Source organism: Pyxidicoccus trucidator (assembly GCF_010894435.1).
In the GTDB taxonomy this organism is placed as follows: Bacteria; Myxococcota; Myxococcia; order Myxococcales; family Myxococcaceae; genus Myxococcus; species Myxococcus trucidator.
Genome location: NZ_JAAIXZ010000014.1, coordinates 82597 through 105702, shown reverse-complemented (window position 1 = coordinate 105702; position 23106 = coordinate 82597). Strand labels below are relative to the sequence as shown.

Below are 23106 nucleotides of genomic sequence, written 5' to 3'. Positions count from 1 at the left end.
CACCGCACCAGGACGCGGCGGCCCGGCGGGACGATGGACGACAACCAGACCGCGTGGCTGGCTCCGAATGAATTGAAGAGAGCTCACCCGTCCAGGAGCCATCATGTCCACCAGTACCCTCGCCGCGCCGCAGCTCGTCCTCAACAGCCGCATGCTCTATTCGAGCTGGATTCCCGCCGACCGCAGGGCCGCCGCCGCGCTGCTGCCCAGGGGGCTGTCGCCCGCGGCCAACCGCGCCATCTACATGAACCAGTACGTGGTGGACTCGGCGGACCAGACGTCGGGCTTCGGCGCGTACTCGCTGACGTACCTGGGCCTGGACCTCGCGGACCACACGGCGCCGGACGGCGTGACACCGGGCCGCTTCTTCACGCACTACCTCAACTCGTCGCAGACGGTGCGCGACTACGTGAGCGAGCGCGGCGTCCCCGCCTCTGCGGGCACCACGACGCTGGACCTGGAGGACGGCCGGCTGGTGGCGGTGACTCGCGTGGACGGCATCCCCATCATCCGCGCCGTGGCGCGGGTGGGCCAGCAGGTGGCCTCGGTGGCGCGCGGTCAGCTCATGTACGTGACACAGGTGAAGAACAAGCTGATGGCGGGCAACTACCCCTACGTCGGTGACATTGCCGCCGGCTTCGAGCTCCAGTCCCTGGACTTCCTGGCGCCGGACCACCCGGTGTACGCGCTGCGGCCGGCCAGCCCGCTGCAGAAGGTGGAGGCGTGGTGCTGGTACGCGCCCCGCGACTCGTTCGTCTACCCGGGTGGCGAGTACGAGCTGAAGGCGAAGTAGCCGCGCCTTCCGTCCGCCACGGCGTGCCTGCCCGCTACGACTTGTCGCCCTTGTGCGGCAGGAGCTGCTCCACCATGCCCTTGATGGACTGCTTGATGATGCCGCCCGAGTCCACGTCGCCCTTGAGCAGGGCCTGGGTGTAGTTCTTCGCCTGGTCGAGGGTGATGTGCGGCGGGAGCGGCGGCACGTTCGGGTCGACATAGGCCTCGAACACCACCGGCCTGTCCGCGCTCAGCGCCTCTTCCCAGGCGCGGCCGAGCGCCTCCGGCCGGTCCACGCGGATGCCCTTGAGGCCCAGCGACTCCGCGTAGCGCGCGTACGGGAAGTCCGGCAGGTCCTGCGTGGCAGGCAGCTTCGGGTCTCCGGCCAGGATGCGCTGCTCCCACGTCACCATGTTCAGGTCCCGGTTGTTGAGGACCAGGACGATGAAGCGCGGGTCCTTCCACTCCTTCCAGTACTTCGCCACGGTGATGAGCTCGCTGTTGCCGTTCATCTGCATGGCGCCGTCCCCCACCATGGCGATGACGGGCCGGTGCGGGAAGGCGAACTTCGCGCCGATGGCGTACGGCACGCCGCAGCCCATGGTGGCGAGGTTGCCGGACAGCGACGCCATCATCCCCTTCCGCACCTTGATGTTCTGCGCGTACCAGATGGTCCCCGAGCCCGAGTCCGCCGTGAGGATGGCCTCGTCCGGAATCCGGGGGGACAGCTCCCAGAACACGCGGCGGGGGCTGACGGGGTCGGCGGCGCTCATGGCCAGCGCCTCGGCCTGCTTCCACCACTGGCGCACGCCCTTCTCCACCGTGTCGCGCCAGCCCCGGTCCTGCTTGCGCTGGAGCAGCGGCAGCAGCGCGCGGAGCGTCTCGCGGCTGTCCCCCACCAGCGGCACCTCCATGGGGTAGCGGATGGCGAGCATCCGGCCGTCGATGTCGATCTGCACGCCCCGCGCCTGCCCCTCCTTGGGGAGGAACTCCGAGTACGGGAAGCTGGTGCCCACCATCAGCAGCGTGTCGCAGTCAGACATCAAGTCCCAGCTGGGCTTCGTGCCCAGCAGGCCGATGGTGCCGGTGACGAAGGGCAGCTCATCCGGCAGCACCGCCTTGCCCAGCAGCGCCTTGGCCACGCCCGCGCCCAGCAGGTCCGCCACCTGCACCACCTCGTCGGCGGCGTTCATGGCCCCGGCGCCCACCAGCATGGCCACCTTCTTGCCCGCGTTGAGGACGTCCGCCGCGCGGCGCAGGTCGGCGTCCTGGGGCAGGACGCGGGGCACGCTGTAGCCCACGCTGGAGTGCAGCGTGCCGTGCGCGCGCTCCGGCTTCTGGTACGGCTGCTCCTGGACGTCGTTGGGGAGGATGACGCACGTCACGGTGCGCTCGTACCGGGCGATGCGCATGGCCCGGTCCACCGCGTGGCGCACGGCGGAGGGGTGGGTCACCATGGTGACGTACTCGCTGGCCACGTCCTTGAAGAGGGACGCCAGGTCCACCTCCTGCTGGTAGTGGCCGCCCAGCGACATGCTCGACTGCTGCCCGACGATGGCCACCACCGGCTGGTGGTCCAGCTTCGCGTCGTAGAGGCCGTTGAGCAGGTGGATGGCACCCGGGCCGGAGGTGGCGAGGCACACGCCCGGCTCGCCGGTGAACTTGGCGTGGGCGCAGGCCATGAAGGCGGACATCTCCTCGTGGCGCGACTGGACGAACTGGAGCTCCGTGTTGCGCCCGAGCGCCCCGAGGATGCCGTTGATGCCGTCGCCCGGGTAGCCGTAGATGCGGCGCACGCCCCACTGCCCGAGGCGATAGAGGAGGTAGTCGGCGACGGTGGCGCTCATCGGTTTCCCCGGGGTTGGAGCCAGCAGGTTCAAGCTGGGCACCCCTCGGGTGCGGGGAAAGGCCGCCAGCCAGTCAGCCGGCCCCTCTCCCGCCATGTCCCGGCCCGGGCGGGCCGGCCTCGTGTCACTCCGCCTCGGCCACGTCCTTCTCCAGGCCGACGTTGGTGGCGGCGCGGTTGTAGACGGCCTCGTCGAGCAGTCCCTCCTCGCGGGCCACCAGCACGGGCACCAGCATCTGCCCGGTGACGTTGGTGAGCGTGCGCATCATGTCGAGCACGCGGTCGATGGCGAGGAGGTAGCCCAGCCCCTCCAGCGGCAGGCCGGCGGAGCTGAGCACCACGGTGGCCATGACGACGGCCGTGCCGGGCACGCCCGCGGTGCCGAAGCTGCCCAGCACCGAGGCGAGGAGGATGATGAAGTACTGGGACGCGGACAGCTCCAGGCCGAAGTATTGCGCGACGAAGAGCGAGGCGATGGCCGGGTAGATGGCGCCGCAGCCGTCCATCTTGATGGTGGCACCCAGCGGCACGGCGAAGGCGGCGTAGTCCTTGTTGACGCCGAGGTTGTGCGTGACGCTGCGCAGGGACACCGGCAGCGACGCGAAGCTGGACGAGCTGACGAAGGCCACCTGCATGCCGGGCGCGGCGCCGCGGAAGAAGCGCAGGGGGTTGAGCCCGTGCGCCAGCAGCAGGCCGCCGTAGACGAAGACGACGTGCAGCGCGCACGCGAGGTACAGCGCGAACACGAGCCGGCCGAGCGGCAGCAGGCGCTCGAAGCCGTAGGTGCCCACGAGCGCGGCGATGAGGCCGAAGGTGCCCAGCGGGGTCAGCTCCAGCACGAAGCGCGTCACCTGAATCATCGCGTCGCTGGCCTCGCGGACCAGCTCGCGCAGGCGAGCAGTCTTCGCGCCCAGCTTGACGAGGGCGAACCCGAGCAGGCCCGCGAAGAAGATGACCTGGAGGATCTTCCCTCCGGCCAGCGCGGCGAAGGGGTTGGTGGGCACCACGTCCAGCAGCACCTGGATGGGGCCCGGAACCTCGCGCGGCGTATAGGACTCGGCGAGCTGGAGCTGGCCCACGCCGACGCCGGGCTTCAGCACGGTGCCGGTGCCCAGCCCCACGCCCACGGCGAGCGCCGCGGTGATGGCGAACCAGAGGAACGTCTTTCCGCCCAGCGCGGCCACGCTCTTCTGCCCGTGCAGCGCGGCCACCGCGTTGATGACCGCGAAGAACACCAGCGGCGTGGCGATCATCTTGATGAGGTTGACGTAGAGCGTGCCCAGCGGCTGGAACCACGGGCCCGCGGCGGGCCCCGCGAGCCAGCCGGCCAGGGCGCCGAGCACGAAGCCCCCGAGCACACGCTGCCAGAAGGGAATGCGGAACCAGGCGGAGAAGAGCGTCTTCACGGGAGCACCTCGGGGGGACGGCCGGCGGACGATAACGAAGAGCCCCGAAGCGCGCAGGAGTTCGCGAAGCCGGACTCCCGTGGATTCGCGGGAGGAGGACTTGAAGTGTCCACGGATGGGGACACCGCCTCTGGAACGGGATGGCCCCGAGTCCCGAGAAGCGCGAAGTCGCGGGTGGAGCGGGCTCCGGCCGCCCGGCCCGCCACTTGCTGAAGGGCTCCTGGGGAGATTGACGGCCCGGGCCGAGCGCAGCACGCTTCACGGCATGGGACGGCACACGAACGGACGTGGAGAGGCCTTCCCCCGGGCCCCCACGCAGGCGGAGTGGGACGTGATGGGACCGGAGGAACGGGCGAGGGTGGTGAAGTCCCTGCCTGATGAGGTGACGGACGAAGAGCTGGCGATGCCGGAGGGCGACCTCCACTTCCACGCGAAGGTGGAGACGCGGGACGCGCTCCTGGGCTACTTCGGCCGCAAGAAGCGCAAGGTGTACGTCGGCTCGGAGCTGCCCATCTACTATCCGGGTGAGCGGCGCTTCGCGCCCGACCTGCTGGTGGTGCTGGACGCGGAGCCCCACATGCGCGGCAAGTGGGTGGTCAGCCACGAGGGCAAGGGGCTGGACTGGGTCATGGAGGTCCACGTCGGCGGCGACCGGAAGAAGGACGCCGAGTACAACGTGGAGCGCTACGCCCGCCTCGGTATCCCCGAGTACTTCATCTATGACCGCTCGCGGGAGGAGCTGTTCGGGTACCGGCTGGCGACTTCGAGGGCGCGGACGTACACGCCGATGCCGCCGAGACAGGGCCGCTTCGCCTCGGAGGTGCTGGGGCTGGAGCTGGAGGTGGTGAACGAGAAGCTGCGCCTCTGGGCGGGCGAGTCCCTGGTGCTCGAATCGGCGGAGCTGCTGGAGCGGATGCAGGAAGAGGTGGAACGCATCCAGCGCCGTGCGGACGAGGAGACACGGCGGCGCGAGGAAGCCGAGCGGCGTGTGGCCGAGCTGCAAGCGCAGCTGGCGCGGCTCCAGCAGCACTGACTCGCCACCTGGCGGTGGGCTCTGCTCGGGCCCTCCGCCAGCCTCCTGGGTAGGATAGAGGCTCCCCACGTCCTGTCGGGCGCCCGCCCCCCTGGCTGTCCTTTCTTTCCAGGGTCCTGCCCGTCCAGGCCCCTTCTTCCCCACGGAGCCCCTCCCCTTCGGGCCCGAGGAGCGATACACCTTGGCCCACCATGGCCGAGACCTCTTCGCTCAACATCCCCACTGTCGACCTCGCCGACCTCGCGTCGGAGGACCCGGCCCGCGTCGAGCGCGCCGCCGCGTCGCTCCGCGAGGCGTTCGGTGTCTTCGGCCTCGTGTACCTGAAGAACCACGGCGTCGACACGCAGGCGCTCAACCGCTACTACGACGCGTTCGCCGCGTTCATCGCCCAGCCCGCCGAGGTGAAGAAGCCCTTCGGCCGCGCCGACATCTGGTACCAGCGGGGCTGGACGCCGCCGAACACCGAGGTCGCCGTCGCGGGCAACGGCCAGCCGGACTTCAAGGAGTGCTACTTCGTCGCGCCATACCCCAACGACGAGCAGTCCGCGATGGAGTTCCCGGAGCTGTACCCGGAGAACGTCTGGCCCGAGAGCGCGCCGCCCTTCTTCCAGGAAGGCATCATGCAGCTGGGCCGCTCGCTCCATGAGGCCGGCCTCAAGCTGCTGCGCGGCTCCGCGCTGGCGCTGGGCCTGCCCGAGACGGTGTTCTCGGACCTCTGCCAGCGCGCCCCCCACGTCACCCGCGCGCTCCAGTACCTGCCGCTCACCGACGCGCAGGTGAACACGGACATCGTCTGGGGCGAGGAGCACACGGACTTCAACCTGCTCACGCTGCTGCCCGGGGGCCGGTTCCTCGACCCGGAGCGGCGCCCGGCGCCCGCGCCCGACAGCAAGAGCGGCCTGTACCTCCGCACGCGCGCCACGCCGGAGGACCCGCAGGGGAAGATGGTGCGCGGCACCGCGCCCGCGGGCTGCATCGTCGCCCAGGTGGGCCAGCAGCTGGAGATCCTCACGGGCGGCACCTTCCTGGCCACGCCCCACGTCATCACCGCCCCCGGAGTGCCAGGCTGGCAGCGCCAGTCCGCCGCGCACTTCATGCACGTGCACACGAGCACGGTGCTCTACCCCCTGCAGAAGTTCCGCACGCCCGACGCGGTCCGGAACTACGCGCCGCCTGTGCTCGCGGGCACGTACGACATCAAGACGCTGGTGGACATCGGCCTCGCGCCCCCGGGCGCGCTCGACAAGCTGGGCTACCGCCACTACGACCGCCTCAACCGCCAGCGCGCGGGGACGTAGTGCTCGCTGGCGGGGCCGCCGGCGACTGAAACACAGACACAGCCAAAAACCTCAATCACAGGCAATGACAATCAATATCAACAATATTGATTGTCATTGCTTGCATTTACGTCTGTCCATGCCCGGTCCCAGTGGCCTGCAAGGGATGGCGGAGAGCCTGCCGTCGCGGGCGCGGCCATGCCCGCCCACGTCCGCGACTGGCTGAAGGTTCGTTCATGTAGGCACGGCCCTTTCCGGCTCCCCGCACGGCGGCCTGGAAACTGGCTGAAGACTCGTTCAGGTAGGCACGCCTCCTTCCCTGCACGCCCCGCGAGCGCCTGAAAACTGGCTGAAGGTTCGTTCAGGTAGGCATTGCCCTTCCTGCCCGGAGCCGTGAGTTCCGTCCCTTGCCTGGATGTCCGACGATGTAGGCATGGGCTTCCCTGCCCCGTGCGCAGGCGGCGCGGCGAGCCTGGCGCCCCTCCGGAAGAATGGCTGAAGCCTTGTTCAGGTAGGAACTGTCGAATGAGCGTCACCCGCGCGCGGTTCAGGACAAGGGCCGGGCCTTCGGCGTCGCAACCGCCGACAGCACGGTTTATGGAGGGTGCCCCGCTCTGCCCGGTGCTCCCAGTGACACCGGAGTGCCCGCACCGCGATGCTCGACACCATCGACTTCAAGCTGCTCTTCGAGGCCTCCCCCAATCCCTACATGGTGTTGGACCGCGAGCTGCGGTACGTCGCGGCCAACCCGGCCTACCTTCGCGCCACGGCGAGCCGAATCGAAGACCTCGTCGGGCGGTACGTCCTTGAGGCCTTCCCGAATGATCCGGACGATCCCAACAACGCCAGTGCACTCCTGCTCCGGGCCTCCTTCGCCCGGGTCCTGGAGCGGCGCGCCCCGGACAGCCTCGCGCTGATTCCCTACCGCGTCCCCCTGGAGACGCCCGAGGGAACAGTCCTCAGGGAGCGTTACTGGAGCGCCACCCACACGCCCATCCTCGACTCCCGGGATGAGGTCGCCTTCATCCTCCAGCACACCGTGGAAGTCACCGAGCGGTCCCGGCTGGCCCCGCCGGTGGAGGCCGAGGAGACGGCGCGAGGTCTGGCCGTGGTCTCACGGGAGCAGGTGGAGGCAGGCCTCTTCCAGCGCGCTCAGTTCGTCCAGGAGGCCAACGTGACGCTGGACGCGGAGCGCCGCCACCTCCGGCGGCTCTTCGAGCAGGCCCCCGGCTTCATGTGCTTCCTGCGCGGGCGCCAGCACGTCTTCGAGCTCGTCAACGTCGCCTACTACCAGCTCGTGGGCCACCGGAAGATCATCGGCCGCCCCGTGCGCGAGGCCCTGCCAGAGGTGGCGGGCCAGGGCTACTTCGAGCTGCTCGACGGGGTCATCACCACGGGGAAGGCCTTCGTCGGCCAGGGGATGAAGGTCCTGCTCCAGCGGAACCCCGACGCCCCGCTCGATGAGGCCTATGTCGATCTGGTCTACCAGCCGGTGGTCGAGCCGGACGGGAGCATCTCCGGGGTCTTCGTCCAGGGCCACGACATCACCGAGCAGAAGCGCGCGCAGGACGAGCTGCGCGGGTACCGCGAGCACCTCGAGAACCTGGTCCGCGAGCGCACCCGGGCGCTGGAGGACAGCGAGGCCGAGCGGCGCCAGACAGAGGCCGCGCTGCGGCAGGCCCAGAAGATGGAAGCGGTGGGCAAGCTCACCGGCGGCGTGGCGCACGACTTCAACAACCTGCTCCAGGTCATCGGAGGGAACCTCCAGCTCATGGACCGGGAGCTGGGCGGCAACGCGCAGGCCCGGCGGCGAGTGGCCACCGCCATGGGCGCCGTCGACCGCGGCGCCAGGCTCGCCTCCCAGCTGCTCGCCTTCGCGCGGCAGCAGCCGCTGGACCCCACCGTCATCAACCTGGGCCGGCTGGTCCGCGACATGGATGACCTGCTGCGCCGCGCCCTGGGCGAGGACATCGAGCTGGAGACCGTCATCGGCGGCGGCCTCTGGAACACGTTCGCCGACCCCAACCAGCTCGAGAACGTCATCCTCAACCTGGCCATCAACGCCCGCGACGCCATGGAGGGCGAAGGCAGGCTGACCATTGAGGCCGGCAACGCCATGCTCGACGACCACTACGCCCAGCTTCACCCGGACGCGGCGGCCGGCCAGTACGTGCTGCTGGCCATCTCCGACACTGGCTGCGGCATGCCTCCCGAAATCATGGAGCGCGCCTTCGAGCCCTTCTTCACGACCAAGCCCGAGGGCCGCGGCACGGGACTCGGGCTGAGCATGGTGTATGGCTTCGTCAAGCAGACCGGCGGCCACATCAAGATCTACAGCGAGGTGGGGCACGGGACGACCATCAAGATCTACCTCCCCCGCTCGCTCCAGGTGGAGCTGCCGCGCTCCGAGCCCGTCCCGGAGCAGGTCGAGGGCGGCACAGAGACGCTGCTGGTGGTCGAGGACGACGCCGAGGTGCGCGCCACCGCCGTGGAGCTGCTCACGGAGCTGGGCTACCGCGTGCTCAAGGCGTCCGACGGACAGAGCGCGCTGGCCATCATCCAGAGCGGCATCCCCATTGACCTGCTGTTCACCGATGTGGTGATGCCGGGCCCCGTCCGCAGCCCCGAGCTGGCCCGCCATGCCCGGACGCTGCTGCCGGACCTGGAGGTGCTGTTCACCTCGGGCTACACCGAGAACGCCATCGTCCATGGCGGCCGGCTCGACCCGGGCGTGCACCTGCTGAGCAAGCCCTATCGGCGGGAGTACCTGGCCCGGAAGGTCCGCCAGTTGCTCATGGCCCGCCAGCAGCGCGTGGCCGAGCGCGAGGCGCACGCGAAGCTGGCGCGGCCCGGAGGGGAAGCGGCGCCCAGGGTCCACAAGGCGCTGCGCATCCTCCTCGTGGAGGACGACGAGCAGATCCGCCTCCCGGCCAGTGAGCTGCTGGAGTCCCTGGGGCATGACGTCGTCGCCGTCATGAGCGCGGAGGAGGCCCTGGAAGTGCTCGCCTCGGCGCACGTCGACGTCCTGTTCACGGACGTGAGCCTCCCTGGCATGTCGGGCGTGGACCTGGCCGTCCGGGCCGTCCGGGCGACACCCGAGCTGCGGGTGATTGTCGCCTCCGGACATGGCCCCGAGGTGCTACGCGGCGGGGGCGAGGCGCTGGCGGAAGCCGTGGTGCTCTCGAAGCCCTATGACCTGCCCCGCCTGGAACAGGCGCTGGCGAAGGTGGCGCGCGCCTGATGACTGACAAGGCGCGTCAAAACGGGTCCGGAAAACCTCCTCCGGGCGCCCGTATCAGAACCTGAATGGTGATTCATAACTCACGGTCCCATGCAAGGGGGCTCCACCCGCTGGGTAATGGCCGGGGCACTTGCCCGCCGGCCCGCAAAACCCCTTAATTCCGACCATGAAATTCCTGAGAGATCTCCGCTCGGTCCTCAACCTGACCGTCGTGGTCGCCGGGCTTGGGTACTTCGTCGACCTCTTCGACATCACGCTGTTCGGAGTGGTGCGGCGGGCGTCGCTCATCGACCTCGGCATCACCGACCCGGCGGAGATCCTCCAGAAGGGCCTGTTCATCTACAACGCGCAGATGGTGGGGATGATGGTCGGCGGGCTCCTCTGGGGCGTGCTCGCGGACAAGCGCGGGCGCCTGTCGGTGATGTTCGGCTCCATCCTCCTGTACTCGTTCGCCAACCTGGCCAACGCCTTCGCGTGGGACGTGACGAGCTACGCGGTCTGCCGCTTCCTGGGCGGCGTGGGCCTCGCGGGCGAGCTGGGCGCGGCGATTACGCTGGTCGCCGAGTCCCTGCCCAAGGAGAAGCGCGGCCTGGGCACCACCGTCGTCGCGACGCTGGGCATGCTCGGCATCGTCGCCGCGGCCATCGTCGGCCAGCACCTGTCCTGGAAGACGGCCTACATCACCGGCGGCGTCATGGGCCTCGCGCTGCTGTTCGCGCGGTTCAAGGTCTCCGAGTCCGAGCTGTTCTCCAAGAAGAGCGACCCGGCGCGCGCCAACCCCTTCCTCATCCTGCAAGGGGGGCGCTTCCTCAAGTACATCTGCTGCATCCTCATCGGCGTGCCCATCTACTTCACCACGGGCATCCTCTTCACCTTCGCCCCCGAGCTCACGGCGGGCCTGGGCGTGACGGGCACGGTGACGGCCGGCAATGCCATCCTCTACGGCTCCATCGGCCTGACGCTCGGCGACCTGCTCGCGGGTGTCTTCAGCCAGTGGCTCAAGAGCCGCAAGCGCGCGGTGGCCCTCAACCTCACCGCCGGCTTCCTGCTGATGCTCGTCTACGGCTTCGCGCCGGGGCTCACCAGCACGGGCGTCTACGTCCTCAGCTTCTTCATGGGCATCACCGTGGGCTACTGGGCGGTGCTGGTGACGATGGCGGCCGAGCAGTTCGGCACCAACATCCGCGGCACCGTGGCGACGACGGTCCCCAACTTCGTGCGTGGCTCGGCCGCGCTCGCCGCCAGTGGCTTCGCCTGGCTCAAGGGCCTGGAGGGCGTCACCGTCGCCAACGCGGCGATGATGGTGGGCAGCCTCTGCTTCGGCCTCGCGCTCCTCGCGCTCCTGCGCATCGAGGAGACCTTCCACCGCGACCTCGACTACGAGGAGACGGCCGGTAGCACGGCGGCCGTCCCCCAGTCCCAGTCCAGCACCTGAGGCCGCGGCCTCAGGCCACGGGCCGCACCTTCACCGGCAGCCCGCCCTTGGGGACGAAGGTGAGCTTCGTCTCCCACTGCACCGGGCGGGGGCTCGCGTACTCCACGTCCAGGTGCTGCAACATCATGGCGAGCGCCAGCACCGTGTCCACCATCGACATGTGCTGGCCCACGCAGATGCGCTGTCCCGCGCCGAAGGGCACGTAGGCGCACTTGTGCATTCCTGCCATCCGCTCCGGCAGGAAGCGGTCCGGGTCGAACGTCTCTGGCGACGTCCAGTAGTCCGGGTGCCGGTGGATGGCATACGGGAACATCAGGATGTTGGAGCGCTCGGGAATCATCACGTCGTTGACCTGGGTGGTCTCCTTCGCCTCACGGAGGATGGCGAAGGCCGGCGGGCACAGCCGGTTGATCTCCTGGACGACGCGGGCCGTGTACGGAAGCTTCGGCACGTCCTCCAGCGTGGGCTCCGCCGTCCCCACCGCCCCCCGCACCTCGTCGCGGATGTTGCGCACCACGTCCGGGTGCTGCGTGCAGGCGTGGACCGCCCAGGTGATGGACGTGGCGATCATCTCGAAGCTGGCGCCGAAGAGGTTGACGATTTCGTCGCGGACCTCCACGTCCTTCATCCCCTCGCCCGTGTCGCGCGCCCGCGCCTCCACCAGCATGGACAGCAGGGTGATGTCTCCCTCCTGCGTCCCCCGCTCGCGCCGGGACGCCAGCCGCCCGTAGATCCACTCGTTGACCTGCCGCACCGAGAAGTACACCCGCTTTCCCATCGGGTTGAGCCTCGGCACCACGGAGTACAGCAGGGAGAAGTACGGCGAGGGGCGCTTCCCGAAGATCTCTATCGCCTGCATGATGCCGTGGAAGTGCTTCTCGGACGGCTGCTCATCGAAGCAGGTGCGCCACATCACCCCGAACATCATCCGCGCGGCCTCGTGGTACATGTCGAAGCTCTCGCCGCGCGCGCCGAACTCCTTCCAGCGCACCACCGCCTTGCGCATCTCGTCCGAGAAGATGCCCGCCCACAGCTTGACCTTCTCCTTGCTGAAGAGCGGCTGCACCATGTGCCGCTGCCGCTTCCAGAAGTCGCCGCGGCTCACCGTCAGCCCGTTGCCGTTGAAGGGGTTGACGATGCGCGGCTTGGGAAAGGTGGCGGGCTCGTCGATGAGCACCCGCTTCACGTCCACCGGATTCCTCAGGAAGGCCATCTTGAAGCCGGCGATGGGAAACACCACCGAGTCCCCGTAGTCGGCGTGGAGCCGGTTGGCCAGGGCGAGCGGCTCTCGGAGCATGGGGAAGAACATGCCGAGCCGGGGCAGTCCCTTCGGCCCCGGGTTGGAGCGCAAGGGGGGTGCAGTCACTGAGGTGTCCATGCGTCCGATTTCCACCTGCGGACCTCACGCCGTCAAGGCCGGGGGTGTTGTATCAGCGCAGTAAAGCCGACGTTCCGCCCGGGAAGGGTTGCGCCGTGGCTCGGGGAGTGACTACAGCGCGCGGGATATGGCCATCCCTGCCCTGACTCCCATCCAGAAGGTGCTGTGCGCCAACCGCGGTGAGATTGCCATCCGCGTCTTCCGGGCCTGCAACGAGCTGGGCATCCGCACCGTCGCCATCTACAGCGACGAGGACCGCACCCACGAGCACCGTCACAAGGCGGATGAGGCCTACCTCGTCGGGCGCGGCAAGCGCCCCGTGGAGGCGTACCTGGGCATCGATGAAATCCTCGACGTGGCCCAGAAGGCCGGCGTGGACGCCATCCACCCGGGCTACGGCTTCCTGTCGGAGAACGCCGACTTCGCCGAGGCGTGTGAGCGCCGGGGCATCCGCTTCATCGGCCCGCGCTCGCCGGTGGTGCGAATCATGGGTGACAAGGTGGCCGCCAAGCAGCTGGCCCAGAAGGTGGGCGTGCCGGTGGTGCCGGGCATCACCCTCGAGGGCGACGACGCCCGGGTGCTGGAGCAGGCGCGCGCCTTCTTCGCCCAGCACGGCGGCCCCATCCTGGTGAAGGCGGCGCACGGCGGCGGCGGCCGGGGCATGCGCGTGGTGCGCGAGGAGAAGGAGCTGGAGTCGGCGCTCGCCTCCGCGCGCTCCGAGGCGAAGAGCGCGTTCGGCTCGGCGGCGGTGTTCCTGGAGAAGTTCCTGGAGAAGGTGCGCCACATCGAGGTGCAGCTGCTGGGCGACCTGCACGGCAACCTGGTGCACCTGCACGAGCGCGACTGCTCCGTGCAGCGCCGCCACCAGAAGGTCATCGAGATTGCCCCCGCCCCCAACCTGTCCCCGACGCTGCGCGCCTCCATCTGCGACGCCGCGGTGCGGCTGGCGCGTGAGGCGCGCTACTCCAGCGCGGGCACGGCCGAGTTCCTCGTCTCCGGCGACGCCTTCTACTTCATCGAGTGCAACGCGCGGCTCCAGGTGGAGCACACCGTCACCGAGCAGGTGACGGGCGTGGACCTGGTGCAGAGCCAGCTTCGCATCGCCGAGGGCTACCGGCTGGACTCGCCCGAGGTGGGCATCCCCTCGCAGGAGGCCATCGTCCCGCGCGGCTACGCGGTGCAGCTGCGCGTCACCACCGAGGACCCGGCCAACAACTTCATGCCCGACGCCGGTGTCATCACCGCCTGGCGCGCGGCCCACGGCTTCGGCATCCGGCTGGACGGCTCCAACGGCTACACCCAGGCGCACATCTCGCCGTACTACGACTCCATGCTGGTGAAGGTCATCGCCTACGCGCCGACGTTCCAGGGCGCGGTGATGAAGGGCCAGCGCGCGCTGCGCGAGTTCCGCATCCGCGGCGTGAAGACCAACCTGCCCTTCCTGGAGAACGTGCTGCGCCACCCCGCCTTCCAGCAGGGGCAGACGTACACGCGCTTCATCGACGAGACGCCGGAGCTGTTCCAGCTGGAGCCCCGGCGGGACAGGGCCAGCAAGCTCCTCCAGTACCTGGGCGACGTCATCGTCAACGGCCACCCCACCATCAAGAAGCACCAGCGGCTCAAGCCCACGCAGTTCCTGGAGCCACGCCTGCCGGTGACGCCGCCCGGCCCCGTGCCGCGCGGCACCGCGCAGATTCTCGCGGAGAAGGGCCCCCGGGGCCTGGCCGAGTGGGTGCTGGCCCAGAAGCGCGTGCTGCTCACCGACACGACGATGCGCGACGCGCACCAGTCCCTGCTGGCCACGCGCATGCGCACCCGGGACGTGCTGCGCGTGGCGCCGGCCACCGCGCACCTCGCGTCCGACCTCTTCAGCCTGGAGAGCTGGGGCGGCGCGACGTTCGACACCGCCTACCGCTTCCTGAACGAGGACCCGTGGGCCCGCCTGCGCGCGCTCAAGGCCGCCGCGCCCAACCTGCTGCTCCAGATGCTCCTGCGCGGCGCCAACGCCGTGGGCTACACCAGCTACCCGGACAACGTGGTGGAGGGCTTCATCGACGAGGCGGCCGAGGCGGGCGTGGACGTCTTCCGCATCTTCGACAGCCTCAATGATCTGGGCAGCATGGACGTGTCCATCCGCCGCGTGCTCAAGACGGGCAAGGTGGCGGAGGTGGCCATCTGCTACACGGGCGACGTCGCCAACCCCAAGCGCAAGAAGTACACGCTGGAGTACTACGCGGACCTCGCGAAGCGCATCGAGGACTCGGGCGCCCACTTCCTGTGCATCAAGGACATGGCGGGCCTGCTGCGCCCGCGCGCCGCGGCCATGCTGATGGACCGACTGCGCGAGGTGACGCGCCTGCCCATCCACCTGCACATGCACGACACGGCGGGCAACGGCATCGCCAGCTACCTGGAGGCGATTGAGCACGGCGTGCACATCGTCGACGTGGCGCTGGGCAGCATGGCGGGCCTCACCAGCCAGCCCAGCCTGAACGCGCTGGTCAGCGCCCTGCGCGGCCACCCGCGCGAGACGGGGCTGGCCAACGCGCGCCTGCAGCCGCTGGCCAACTACTGGGAGGACGTGCGCGAGTACTACGCCCCCTTCGAGAGCGGCCTCAAGAGCACGACGAGCGAGGTCTACTACCACGAGATTCCAGGCGGCCAGTACTCCAACCTCCGGCCCCAGGTGGCGGAGATGGGACTGCTGGGCCGGTGGAACGACGTGAAGGACGCCTTCGCGCTCGTCAATGCGCTGGTGGGGGACATCCCCAAGGTGACGCCCTCCTCGAAGATGGTGGGCGACTTCGCCATCTTCCTCTTGAAGAACGACCTGGCCGTGCGCGGCGCGGCCATGGAGGAGAGCGCGGCGCTCACCCGCGCGAAGCTCATCGCCGAGGCGCCGCGCCTGGACTTCCCCTCCAGCGTGGTGGGCTACTTCCGCGGCGAGCTGGGCCAGCCGCCCAACGGCTTCCCCGAGGACTTGCGCGCCGCGGTGCTCAAGGGCCTGCCTCGCGTGGAGGGCCGGCCCTCGTCCAGCATGCCGCCGCTGGACCTTGGCGCGCTCCAGAGCGAGCTGTCCCAGAAGGCGGGCCACCCGCTCACCCGCGCGGACGCCATCTCCAGCGCGCTCTACCCGCGCGTCATGGCCGGCTTCCTGGACGACCAGGCGAAGTACGAGGACGTGTCCATCCTCGACACGCCCAACTACTTCTACGGCATGGAGGTGGGCCAGGAAATCTGGGTGGACCTGGAGCCGGGCAAGACGCTGGTCATCAGCCTGACGGCGATGGGCGAGCCGGACGACGACGGCTGCCGCACCGTGTACTTCGCCCTCAACGGCCACAACCGCTCCGTGCTGGTGAGGGACCGCAGCCTCGCGGCGAAGGTGGAGGCCCGCCGCCAGGCGGACCGCGGCAACCCGAACCACGTGGCGGCGAGCATGCCGGGCACCGTCATCGCGCTGCACGTCAAGCCGGGCGCGCGTGTGGAGGCCGGGGCGCCAATCGTCACGCTGGAGGCGATGAAGATGGAGACGGTGGTCCGCGCCCCGCGCGCGGGCACCGTGGCGGAGGTGGTGCCCACGCTCAAGGGCGCCGTGCAGGGCGGAGACCTGCTCGCGGTGCTCCAGTAGCCCTCCATCTGAGGTACAGTGTCGGACATGAGTCCTCACCGGCCCGGGGGGGCGCCCGACTCCGACATTCCAGAGGTGACGCTTACCCTGGGGCCCGCCGCCCCGGGCGGGGTGGACTCCGCGCGGCCGACCTCGGGACTGACGGTGGACTCCATCCGCACGGGGCCTGCCGTCGCCTCGCCGCCTCCGGGGCGGGTGTTGGCGGAGCGCTACACGGTGCTCGACGTGCTGGGGCACGGCGGCATGGGGCTCGTCCTCTCCGCGTATGACGCGCGGCTGAACCGGCGCGTGGCCGTCAAGCTGCTGCGCCCCATCTGGAGCCTCGACGACAGCGACGCCGCCCAGGTGCGCCTGCTCCGCGAGGCGCAGGCGATGGCGCGCCTCAACCACCCCAACGTGGTGCACGTCTACGACTCGGGGCGACTGGAGGACGACTCCGTCTTCATCGCCATGGAGTACGTGGAGGGGCAGACGCTGCAGCAGTGGCTCAAGCAGCGGCCCCGCACGTGGCGCGAGGTGCTGCGCGCCTTCCTGGACGCGGGCCGGGGCCTGACGGCGGCGCATGCGGCGGGGCTCGTCCACCGCGACTTCAAGCCGGACAACGTGCTGGTCGGCGCGGACGGACGCGTCCGGGTGACGGACTTCGGGCTGGCGCAGGCCGCGCACGGCCTCACCTCGGAGCCCGAGGGTCCCGAGCCCCTGGAGCGCTCGCAGCCGCGGACGTGGCTGGAGCCCCTCACCGAGTCCGGCAAGGTGCTGGGCACGCCGCGCTACATGGCCCCCGAGCAACTCCAGGGCCGCGCCGTCGACGCGCGCAGTGACTTGTACGGCTTCTGCGTGGCGCTCTACGAGGCCCTCTACGGCACGAGGCCCTTCGCGGGCGACACCTTCGGCGCCATCCTCGAGGCGCGGCTCGACGAGCGCATCCTCCCCCCTCCAACGCAGAGCGAGGTGCCCGCCTGGGTGGCGCGGGCCGTCCTGCGAGGGCTGAAGGCCGACCCGCTCCAGCGCCCGGGCTCCATGCGCGAGCTGCTGCTGGAGCTGGAGAACGACCCGGAGCAGCGGCGGCGGGCGCTGCTGCGCGCCGGGGCGCTCGCAAGCGGCGTGGCCCTGCTGGGCGTGGCCGCCATCTGGGGCTGGGTGCGCCAGGAGGCCCCGGTCTCCGCCTGCGTCGGCATGGAGGAACGGCTGGCGGGCGTCTGGGATGCGCGGCTCCGGGCGCGGCTGGAGACGGCCATGGTCGGCCCGGGGCAGGCGCGGGAGAAGGACGCCTTCGAGCGCGTGTCGCGGATGCTGAGCGCGTACTCGGAGGAGTGGGTGAAGCAGCGGACCGAGGCGTGTGAGCTGGCGCGGCAGGACGGCGCGGCGCAGCCCCAGCGGCTGGCGGCCCTGCGGGAGTACTGCCTGGAGCGGCGGCGCGGCCAGCTCGGCGCGCTCACGGAGCTACTCGCGCGCGAGCCGGACCCGAAGCTGGTGGACAAGGCGGCGCCGGCCGTTCAGTCGCTGCCGCTCCTGAGTGACTGCTCGGACACGCGCCTGCTCACCGCCGTGGTGCCGCCTCCCGAGGACCCGGCGGTGCGGGCCCGCGTCGAGGCCTTCCAGCCCCTGGAGGACCGGCTGGAGGCGCTCCACCGCGCCGGCCGCTTCAAGGAAGGCCTGGCCTTCGCCGAGGAGCTGCGGCCCCGGCTCGCGACGCTGGGCTACGCCCCGGCCCAGGGGCAGACGCTCTTCTGGCACGCCATGCACCTGGACGGCGACGGCGACTACAAGGGCGCCGAGGCCCTGCTGCGCGAGGTGCTGGTGCTGGCGGCGCGCGGCCGGGACGCCTTGCTGGAAGCGCGCGCGTGGAGCTTCCTCGTCACCGAGGTGGGCGCGCGGCAGGCCCGCTACGCGGAAGCGCTGTGGCTGGAGCTGCCGCTGATGGCCTCCGCCGAGCGCCTCGGTGACGAGCAGCAGCTCGCCCAGGCGCTGGAGACGCTGGGCAACGTGCGCTGGATGAAGGGCGACCATGCCCTGGCCCTCGGGCACTACGAGCGCGCGCTGGCCCTCATGGAGAAGGCTCCGAATCCGGAGAGCGTCAACCTCACGAGCCTGCTCAACAGCCTCGGCAACGTGCTCATGGACCAGGGGCGGTACGCCGAGGCCCGGGGGCACTTCGAGCGCACCCTGGCGCTGAAGCAGAAGCTGTTCGGCGCCGAGCACCCGTCCGTCGCCGTGACGCTCAACAACCTGGGCATCGTCCACGAGGAGCTGGGCGAGTACGCGCAGGCCCAGGCGCTGTACGAGCGCTCCCTCACCATGCGCCAGAAGCTGCTCGGGCCCGATCACCCCATGGTGGCGTCCTCGCTCGCCAACCTGGGCGACGTCCTGCTCGCCCGGGGACACCTGGAAGCGGCGCTGGCGCACCATGAGCGCGCGCTCGCGCTGAGGCAGGAGACGCTGGGCTCGCAGCACCCCAGCGTCGCCAGCTCACACACCAGCCTCGGCGAGGTGCGGGCCGCCCTCGGCCAGGATGCACGGGCGAGGGAGGAGCTCGCCCTCGCCCTGGCGCTGCACGAGAAGGTGGAGGACGGCGACCCCACCGACGCCGCCCACGTGTCCGCGCTGCTGGGCCAGACGCTGGTGCGGCTGGGACGGTGGGACGAAGCCCTCCAGCACCTCCAGCGGGCCCGGGCCACCGGGGAGCAGCTCCAGACCACAGCCCCCAGGCTCCTCGCCCAGGCGCTGCTCGGCTTGGGCGAGCTGCACCTCTCCCGCAACCAGCCCGCCCTGGCCGTGCCGCTCCTCGAGCGCTCGCTCACGCACATCCCCTTCCGCGCCCGCGCCGAGGCCCGGTGGGCCCTGGCCCGGGCACTCTGGGAGGCGAACACCGACCGGGCTCGCGCCCTGGACCTGGCCACCCAGGCCCGCGACCATTACGGAAATATTGGCCAGGAGCGGAAGCACGCCCAGGTCTCGAAATGGCTGTTGTCACACTCTTCCCCCCTCGCGGCTGAGATCCGGTAGGGCGGGGACCCCACTCCTGACGAAGGCGGCGCCTCGGACACTCCCATGCAGCAGAAGACCTCCGACGACCTGTCGCAGACCGCGGAGCACTCGCATGGCCGGGAGACCCCCGCCCCGCGCGTGGTGCCGGCGCTGACAGTCATGTCCCACCCGCAGGCACGGCGCATCGGCGAGCTGCTGCTGCTGGACACGCTGGCCACCTCCGGCCGGCCGGTGTCCCTGGCGCGGAACACGCCAGAGTTCTCCCGGCCGGGCGGACTGGTGACGGAGGCCCTGGGAGACCCGTTCATCAGCCGCACGCCCATCCACCTCGAGCCGGGAGCGCGCGGCCACCTGCGGCTGCGGGTGCCGGAGAACGGGACGCGGGTATGGGTGGCGGACACGCCCGTGCAGGGCGTCCGCGAGTTCACCCCCGAGGAGCTGGCCGCGGGCGTGCCGCTGGTGCTCGCCGACCGCGTGGTGCTGCTGCTGCACCTGGCCTCGACGCACCGCGAGCCCGTGACGAAGGACCTGGGCATCGTCGGACAGGGCGAGGGCATCCGCCAGCTGCGAGAGAACATCGCTCGCGTGACGGACCTGAACGTCCCCGTGCTCATCCGGGGTGAGACGGGCACGGGCAAGGAGCTGGTGGCGCGCGCCATCCATGACCACGGGCCCCGCCGCGCCGGCCCCTTCGTCAGCGTCAACCTGGGTGCGCTCGCCAAGGAGCTGGTCTCCGCCGAGCTGTTCGGCGCGCAGCGAGGTGCGTACACCGGCGCCACCAAGGACCGCGAGGGCTTCTTCCGCGCCGCGCACGGAGGCACCCTCTTCCTCGACGAGGTGGGCGAGGCCCCGCCCGAGGTGCAGGCCGCGCTGCTGCGCGTGCTGGAGACGGGCGAGGTCTACCCCGTGGGAGGCCACACCCCGGTGCCCGTCGACGTGCGTCTGGTGTCCGCCACCGACTCCGACCTGGAGGCGCGCATCGAAGAGCGGCTCTTCAAGGCGCCGCTGCTGCACCGGCTGGCCGGGTACGAAATCCATGTGCCGCCGCTGCGCTCGCGCCGCGAGGACATTGGCCCGCTCTTCCTCCACTTCGCCCGCCAGGAGGTGGAGGTCACCGGCGAGTCCGGGCCGCTGGCGCCCGCGGACCCGCGCGCGGAGCCGTGGGTGCCCGCCTCCCTGGCCGTGCGGCTGGTGCGCTACGCGTGGCCCGGCAACGTGCGCCAGCTGCGCAACGTCGTCCGGCAGCTCGTCATCGGCAGCCGGGGCCTGCCGCACCTGCGCGTCGACCCGCGCCTGGAGCAGACGCTGGACGCCGACGCCCTGCCCGTCCCCGGCCACGTCCCCTCCGGCGCCACGCCTTCGGCGCCCGACGCGCCCGAGGCGAAGGCCGCCCGGCGCAAGCCCTCCGAGGTGAGCGAGCAGGAGTTGCTGGAGGCCCTGCGCGCCTGCTCATGGGACCTCAAGGCCACCGCGGACTGGCTGGGCATCCCCCGTCCCTCCGTCTACGTGCTCATCGACAAGAGCTCCCTGCTGCGCACCGCGCGGGACTTGAGCCCGGAGGAAATCACCCGCTGCTTCCACGAGTGCGAGGGGGACCTGGACCGGATGGTGCAACGCCTGGAGGTCTCCAAGCGCGCGCTCCAGCGCCGCCTGCGGGAGCTGGGGCTGGGCAGCACCTGAAGCCCGCCGGAGCCCGAGCCTGACGTGTCAGCGCCCCGGCTGACGGCCCACCGGACGCGTCAGCCCGGCGCGCACCGGGCCGGGTGACGGGCGCGAAGCCCCACCGCGGCAGGGACTTACGCGTGGGACTGGGCTGGCGCGGCGCCTGCACAGTGACGCGGGCATGGACGCCATCATCAACCAACTCAAGTCGCTGGCCCTCACCGAAGCCCTTCCCTTTCTGCTCAAAGCAATGGGGGCGCTGGTGTTGTGGTTCGTGGGTCGCACCATCATCAACGGCTTCCGGCGCGTGCTGAACCTGGCGCTGCAGAAGCGGCAGCTCGACTCCACGCTCATCCGCTACGTCGAGTCGCTCTTCGCGGGCTCCCTCACCATCCTCCTGCTGCTCGGCATCCTGGGGATGATGGGGGTGGAGACCACGTCCTTCGCCGCGCTGCTGGCGGCGGCGGGCATCGCGATTGGCGCGGCGTGGGCGGGCCTGCTCTCCAACTTCGCTGCGGGCATCTTCCTGCTCGTGCTGCGCCCCTTCCGCGTGGGCGATGAAATCTCCGCCGCGGGCATCACCGGGGTGGTGCAGGAGATTGGCCTGTTCGCCACCACGCTCGACACGGCGGACAACCTGCGCATCTCCGTGGGCAACAACCGGCTGTTCGGCGACAACATCATCAACTTCACCCACCACCCCCACCGCAAGCTCGTGGTGAAGCTGCCGCTGCTGCACGGTGGTGACGTGCGCATGCAGATGCGCGCCCTCCTGGAGATGGTGGCGGCGGTGCCCGGCGTCCTCCAGACGCCCGCGCCCTCGGTCGGCGTGGCGGAGTTCACCGCGCTCGGGCCCGTGCTCGGCATCGGCGTGCACTGCAAGCCGACGAGTGCCACGGCGGTGCAGAACGCTGTGACTGACACCGCCGCGGACTTCCTCGTCGCCTCTGGCTACGCCGTGCCGCCCCAGGCGGCGCAGCAGCTGCTGGCCAAGATCAGCTGAGGCCTGCGGACGGGCCGTCAGTCACGCAGGTAGTGGCAGGTGTACCCGCCCGGGTTCTTCACCAGGTAGTCCTGGTGGTAAGCCTCGGCGGGGGTGAACTCGCCGGCCGGGGTTATCTCCGTGACGACGGGCCGCTTCCACTTGCCGGCCGCGTTGACGCGCGCCTTCACCGCCTCGGCCACGCGCCGCTGCTCGTCGGACAGGTAGAAGATGGCGGAGCGGTACTGGGTGCCCACGTCGTTGCCCTGGCGGTTGGGCGTCGTCGGGTCGTGCATGCGGAAGAACCACTTCTCCAGCAGCGTCTCGTACGTCAGGACCTTCGGGTCGAACACCACGCGCACCGACTCCGCGTGTCCGGTGTCCCCCGAGCTCACGACTTCGTACGAGGGGTTCTTGATGGCCCCGCCCGTGTAGCCGACGTCCGTCCTGAGGACGCCCGGAATCTTCCGGAGCAAATCCTCCATTCCCCAGAAGCAGCCGCCCGCCAGCAGCGCCGTCTCCGCGGTGCCTCCGGGGACGACGAACTTCGGCCCGCTGGCGTCGGACTTCGGAGCCGGGGCGCTCGCCGCCGCCGTGCGGCCGAAGTGCGGCAGCCACGCGCCGTAGCCCTCCTTCTCCAGGTCATTCACGGAGACGAAGCGCAGCGACGCCGAGTTGATGCAGTAGCGCAGGCCCGTGGGCTTCGGCCCGTCCTCGAACACATGGCCCAGGTGGGAGTCACCGGCCTTGGAGCGGACCTCCACGCGGACCATGCCCAGCGTGACGTCCTTCTTCTCGACGACGCGGGCGCCGTCGACCGGGCGCGTGAAGCTGGGCCAACCGGTGCCGGAGTCGAACTTGTCTCGCGAGGAGAACAGCGGCTCTCCGGTGGCGACGTCGACGTAGAGGCCCTCGGCGTGGTGGTCCCAGAAGGCGTTGCGGAAGGCGGGCTCGGTGGAGTCCTCCTGGGTGACCTTGTACGCCATGGGCGACAGCGTGCGGCGGAGCTCCGCGTCGGCGGGCTTCTCGTAGCGGCGGGTGTCCGTCACGGGGGACCTCGGGGTGAGCGCCGCGCCGGCGGTGGCGGCTGGATTCGCGCCACGCGCCTCGGTGCAGGCGGAGAGCACGGCGAAGGCGGCCAGGACGACGGGAAGGAGCCGGTGCGCCGCCGACGGAGGGGCGCGGCGGAAAGGAGGTGGGATGGCGGTAGCAGGCGACATGGATTCGGCCTCCGAGCACGCCCGGCGCGTGCAGGTTCTCTCCTGGTACGCACGAGCCCGAATCGGGTTTCACACTTCAGCGTTTCCCTGTCCCGCTCCTCCCGGAATCACACCGGCAGCGAGGCCCGGCAGGTCCCCGGACGGCCCGGCGTCCGAAGGGTTGGCTCCCGGGATTGGGTGGGAGCTTGAGGTAGAGCACGCTCAAATCCTAACCCGGCGCGGAGCCAGGGACG

At 70.4% G+C, this 23106-nt stretch carries 13 protein-coding genes; 9 read left to right on the top strand and 4 right to left on the bottom strand.

Features of this window, described 5'->3' with window-relative positions; genetic code table 11:
• Nucleotides 1-103 precede the first annotated feature (103 nt).
• On the top strand, nucleotides 104-793 hold the full coding sequence (locus tag G4D85_RS33155; RefSeq protein WP_164018072.1) for a hypothetical protein: 690 nt from the start codon (nucleotides 104-106) through the stop codon (nucleotides 791-793).
• 34 nt (nucleotides 794-827) lie between these two features.
• On the opposite strand, the gene G4D85_RS33150 is transcribed toward G4D85_RS33155, so the two are convergent.
• Nucleotides 828-2621: a thiamine pyrophosphate-requiring protein gene (locus tag G4D85_RS33150; protein ID WP_164018071.1), complete on the bottom strand. Its 1794-nt coding sequence runs from the start codon at nucleotides 2619-2621 to the stop codon at nucleotides 828-830.
• A gap of 124 nt (nucleotides 2622-2745) precedes the next feature.
• A complete protein-coding gene (locus G4D85_RS33145; RefSeq protein WP_164018070.1) occupies nucleotides 2746-4026 on the bottom strand; it encodes a dicarboxylate/amino acid:cation symporter in 1281 nt (426 codons plus the stop codon).
• Between the two features lie 265 nt (nucleotides 4027-4291).
• On the opposite strand from G4D85_RS33145, the gene G4D85_RS33140 reads away from it, so the two are divergent.
• From G4D85_RS33140 to G4D85_RS33125, 4 genes are all read left to right on the top strand, one after another.
• Nucleotides 4292-5059 carry a Uma2 family endonuclease gene (locus tag G4D85_RS33140; RefSeq protein ID WP_164018069.1) on the top strand — a complete coding sequence of 256 codons (768 nt, stop codon included), beginning with the start codon at nucleotides 4292-4294 and terminating at the stop codon, nucleotides 5057-5059.
• Nucleotides 5060-5250: 191 nt separating this feature from the next.
• Nucleotides 5251-6357, top strand: coding sequence for an isopenicillin N synthase family dioxygenase (locus G4D85_RS33135; protein WP_164018068.1), 1107 nt, complete (start codon nucleotides 5251-5253; stop codon nucleotides 6355-6357).
• Between the two features lie 634 nt (nucleotides 6358-6991).
• Nucleotides 6992-9577 carry a response regulator gene (locus G4D85_RS33130; RefSeq protein ID WP_164018067.1) on the top strand — a complete coding sequence of 862 codons (2586 nt, stop codon included), beginning with the start codon at nucleotides 6992-6994 and terminating at the stop codon, nucleotides 9575-9577.
• A gap of 166 nt (nucleotides 9578-9743) precedes the next feature.
• On the top strand, nucleotides 9744-11012 hold the full coding sequence (locus G4D85_RS33125; protein WP_164018066.1) for an MFS transporter: 1269 nt from the start codon (nucleotides 9744-9746) through the stop codon (nucleotides 11010-11012).
• A gap of 10 nt (nucleotides 11013-11022) precedes the next feature.
• On the opposite strand, the gene G4D85_RS33120 is transcribed toward G4D85_RS33125, so the two are convergent.
• Nucleotides 11023-12378, bottom strand: coding sequence for a cytochrome P450 (locus G4D85_RS33120; protein ID WP_164018065.1), 1356 nt, complete (start codon nucleotides 12376-12378; stop codon nucleotides 11023-11025).
• A gap of 139 nt (nucleotides 12379-12517) precedes the next feature.
• On the opposite strand from G4D85_RS33120, the gene G4D85_RS33115 reads away from it, so the two are divergent.
• The 4 genes from G4D85_RS33115 to G4D85_RS33100 all read left to right on the top strand — a co-directional run bounded on the left by G4D85_RS33115 (nucleotide 12518) and on the right by G4D85_RS33100 (nucleotide 21674).
• On the top strand, nucleotides 12518-16021 hold the full coding sequence (locus tag G4D85_RS33115; protein WP_164018064.1) for a pyruvate carboxylase: 3504 nt from the start codon (nucleotides 12518-12520) through the stop codon (nucleotides 16019-16021).
• A 27-nt stretch (nucleotides 16022-16048) separates the two neighbouring features.
• A complete protein-coding gene (locus G4D85_RS33110) occupies nucleotides 16049-19027 on the top strand; it encodes a serine/threonine-protein kinase (RefSeq protein WP_164018063.1) in 2979 nt (992 codons plus the stop codon).
• Nucleotides 19028-19072: 45 nt separating this feature from the next.
• Complete coding sequence (locus tag G4D85_RS33105) at nucleotides 19073-20689, top strand: sigma-54-dependent transcriptional regulator (RefSeq protein WP_164018062.1); 1617 nt, start codon at nucleotides 19073-19075, stop codon at nucleotides 20687-20689.
• A gap of 163 nt (nucleotides 20690-20852) precedes the next feature.
• Complete coding sequence (locus tag G4D85_RS33100) at nucleotides 20853-21674, top strand: mechanosensitive ion channel family protein (RefSeq protein WP_164018061.1); 822 nt, start codon at nucleotides 20853-20855, stop codon at nucleotides 21672-21674.
• A 17-nt stretch (nucleotides 21675-21691) separates the two neighbouring features.
• On the opposite strand, the gene G4D85_RS33095 is transcribed toward G4D85_RS33100, so the two are convergent.
• Nucleotides 21692-22873, bottom strand: coding sequence for a bifunctional methionine sulfoxide reductase B/A protein (locus G4D85_RS33095; RefSeq protein ID WP_164018060.1), 1182 nt, complete (start codon nucleotides 22871-22873; stop codon nucleotides 21692-21694).
• Between the last annotated feature and the right edge of the window lie 233 nt (nucleotides 22874-23106).

Coding starts and splice junctions, on each gene's coding strand:
- G4D85_RS33115 (WP_164018064.1), top strand. CDS start 12,518: ATGGCCATCCCTGCCCTGACTCCCATCCAGAAGGTGCTGTGCGCCAAC.
- G4D85_RS33125 (WP_164018066.1), top strand. CDS start 9,744: ATGAAATTCCTGAGAGATCTCCGCTCGGTCCTCAACCTGACCGTCGTG.
- G4D85_RS33135 (WP_164018068.1), top strand. CDS start 5,251: ATGGCCGAGACCTCTTCGCTCAACATCCCCACTGTCGACCTCGCCGAC.
- G4D85_RS33140 (WP_164018069.1), top strand. CDS start 4,292: ATGGGACGGCACACGAACGGACGTGGAGAGGCCTTCCCCCGGGCCCCC.
- G4D85_RS33105 (WP_164018062.1), top strand. CDS start 19,073: ATGCAGCAGAAGACCTCCGACGACCTGTCGCAGACCGCGGAGCACTCG.
- G4D85_RS33150 (WP_164018071.1), bottom strand. CDS start 2,621: ATGAGCGCCACCGTCGCCGACTACCTCCTCTATCGCCTCGGGCAGTGG.
- G4D85_RS33130 (WP_164018067.1), top strand. CDS start 6,992: ATGCTCGACACCATCGACTTCAAGCTGCTCTTCGAGGCCTCCCCCAAT.
- G4D85_RS33100 (WP_164018061.1), top strand. CDS start 20,853: ATGGACGCCATCATCAACCAACTCAAGTCGCTGGCCCTCACCGAAGCC.
- G4D85_RS33155 (WP_164018072.1), top strand. CDS start 104: ATGTCCACCAGTACCCTCGCCGCGCCGCAGCTCGTCCTCAACAGCCGC.
- G4D85_RS33110 (WP_164018063.1), top strand. CDS start 16,049: ATGAGTCCTCACCGGCCCGGGGGGGCGCCCGACTCCGACATTCCAGAG.
- G4D85_RS33095 (WP_164018060.1), bottom strand. CDS start 22,873: ATGTCGCCTGCTACCGCCATCCCACCTCCTTTCCGCCGCGCCCCTCCG.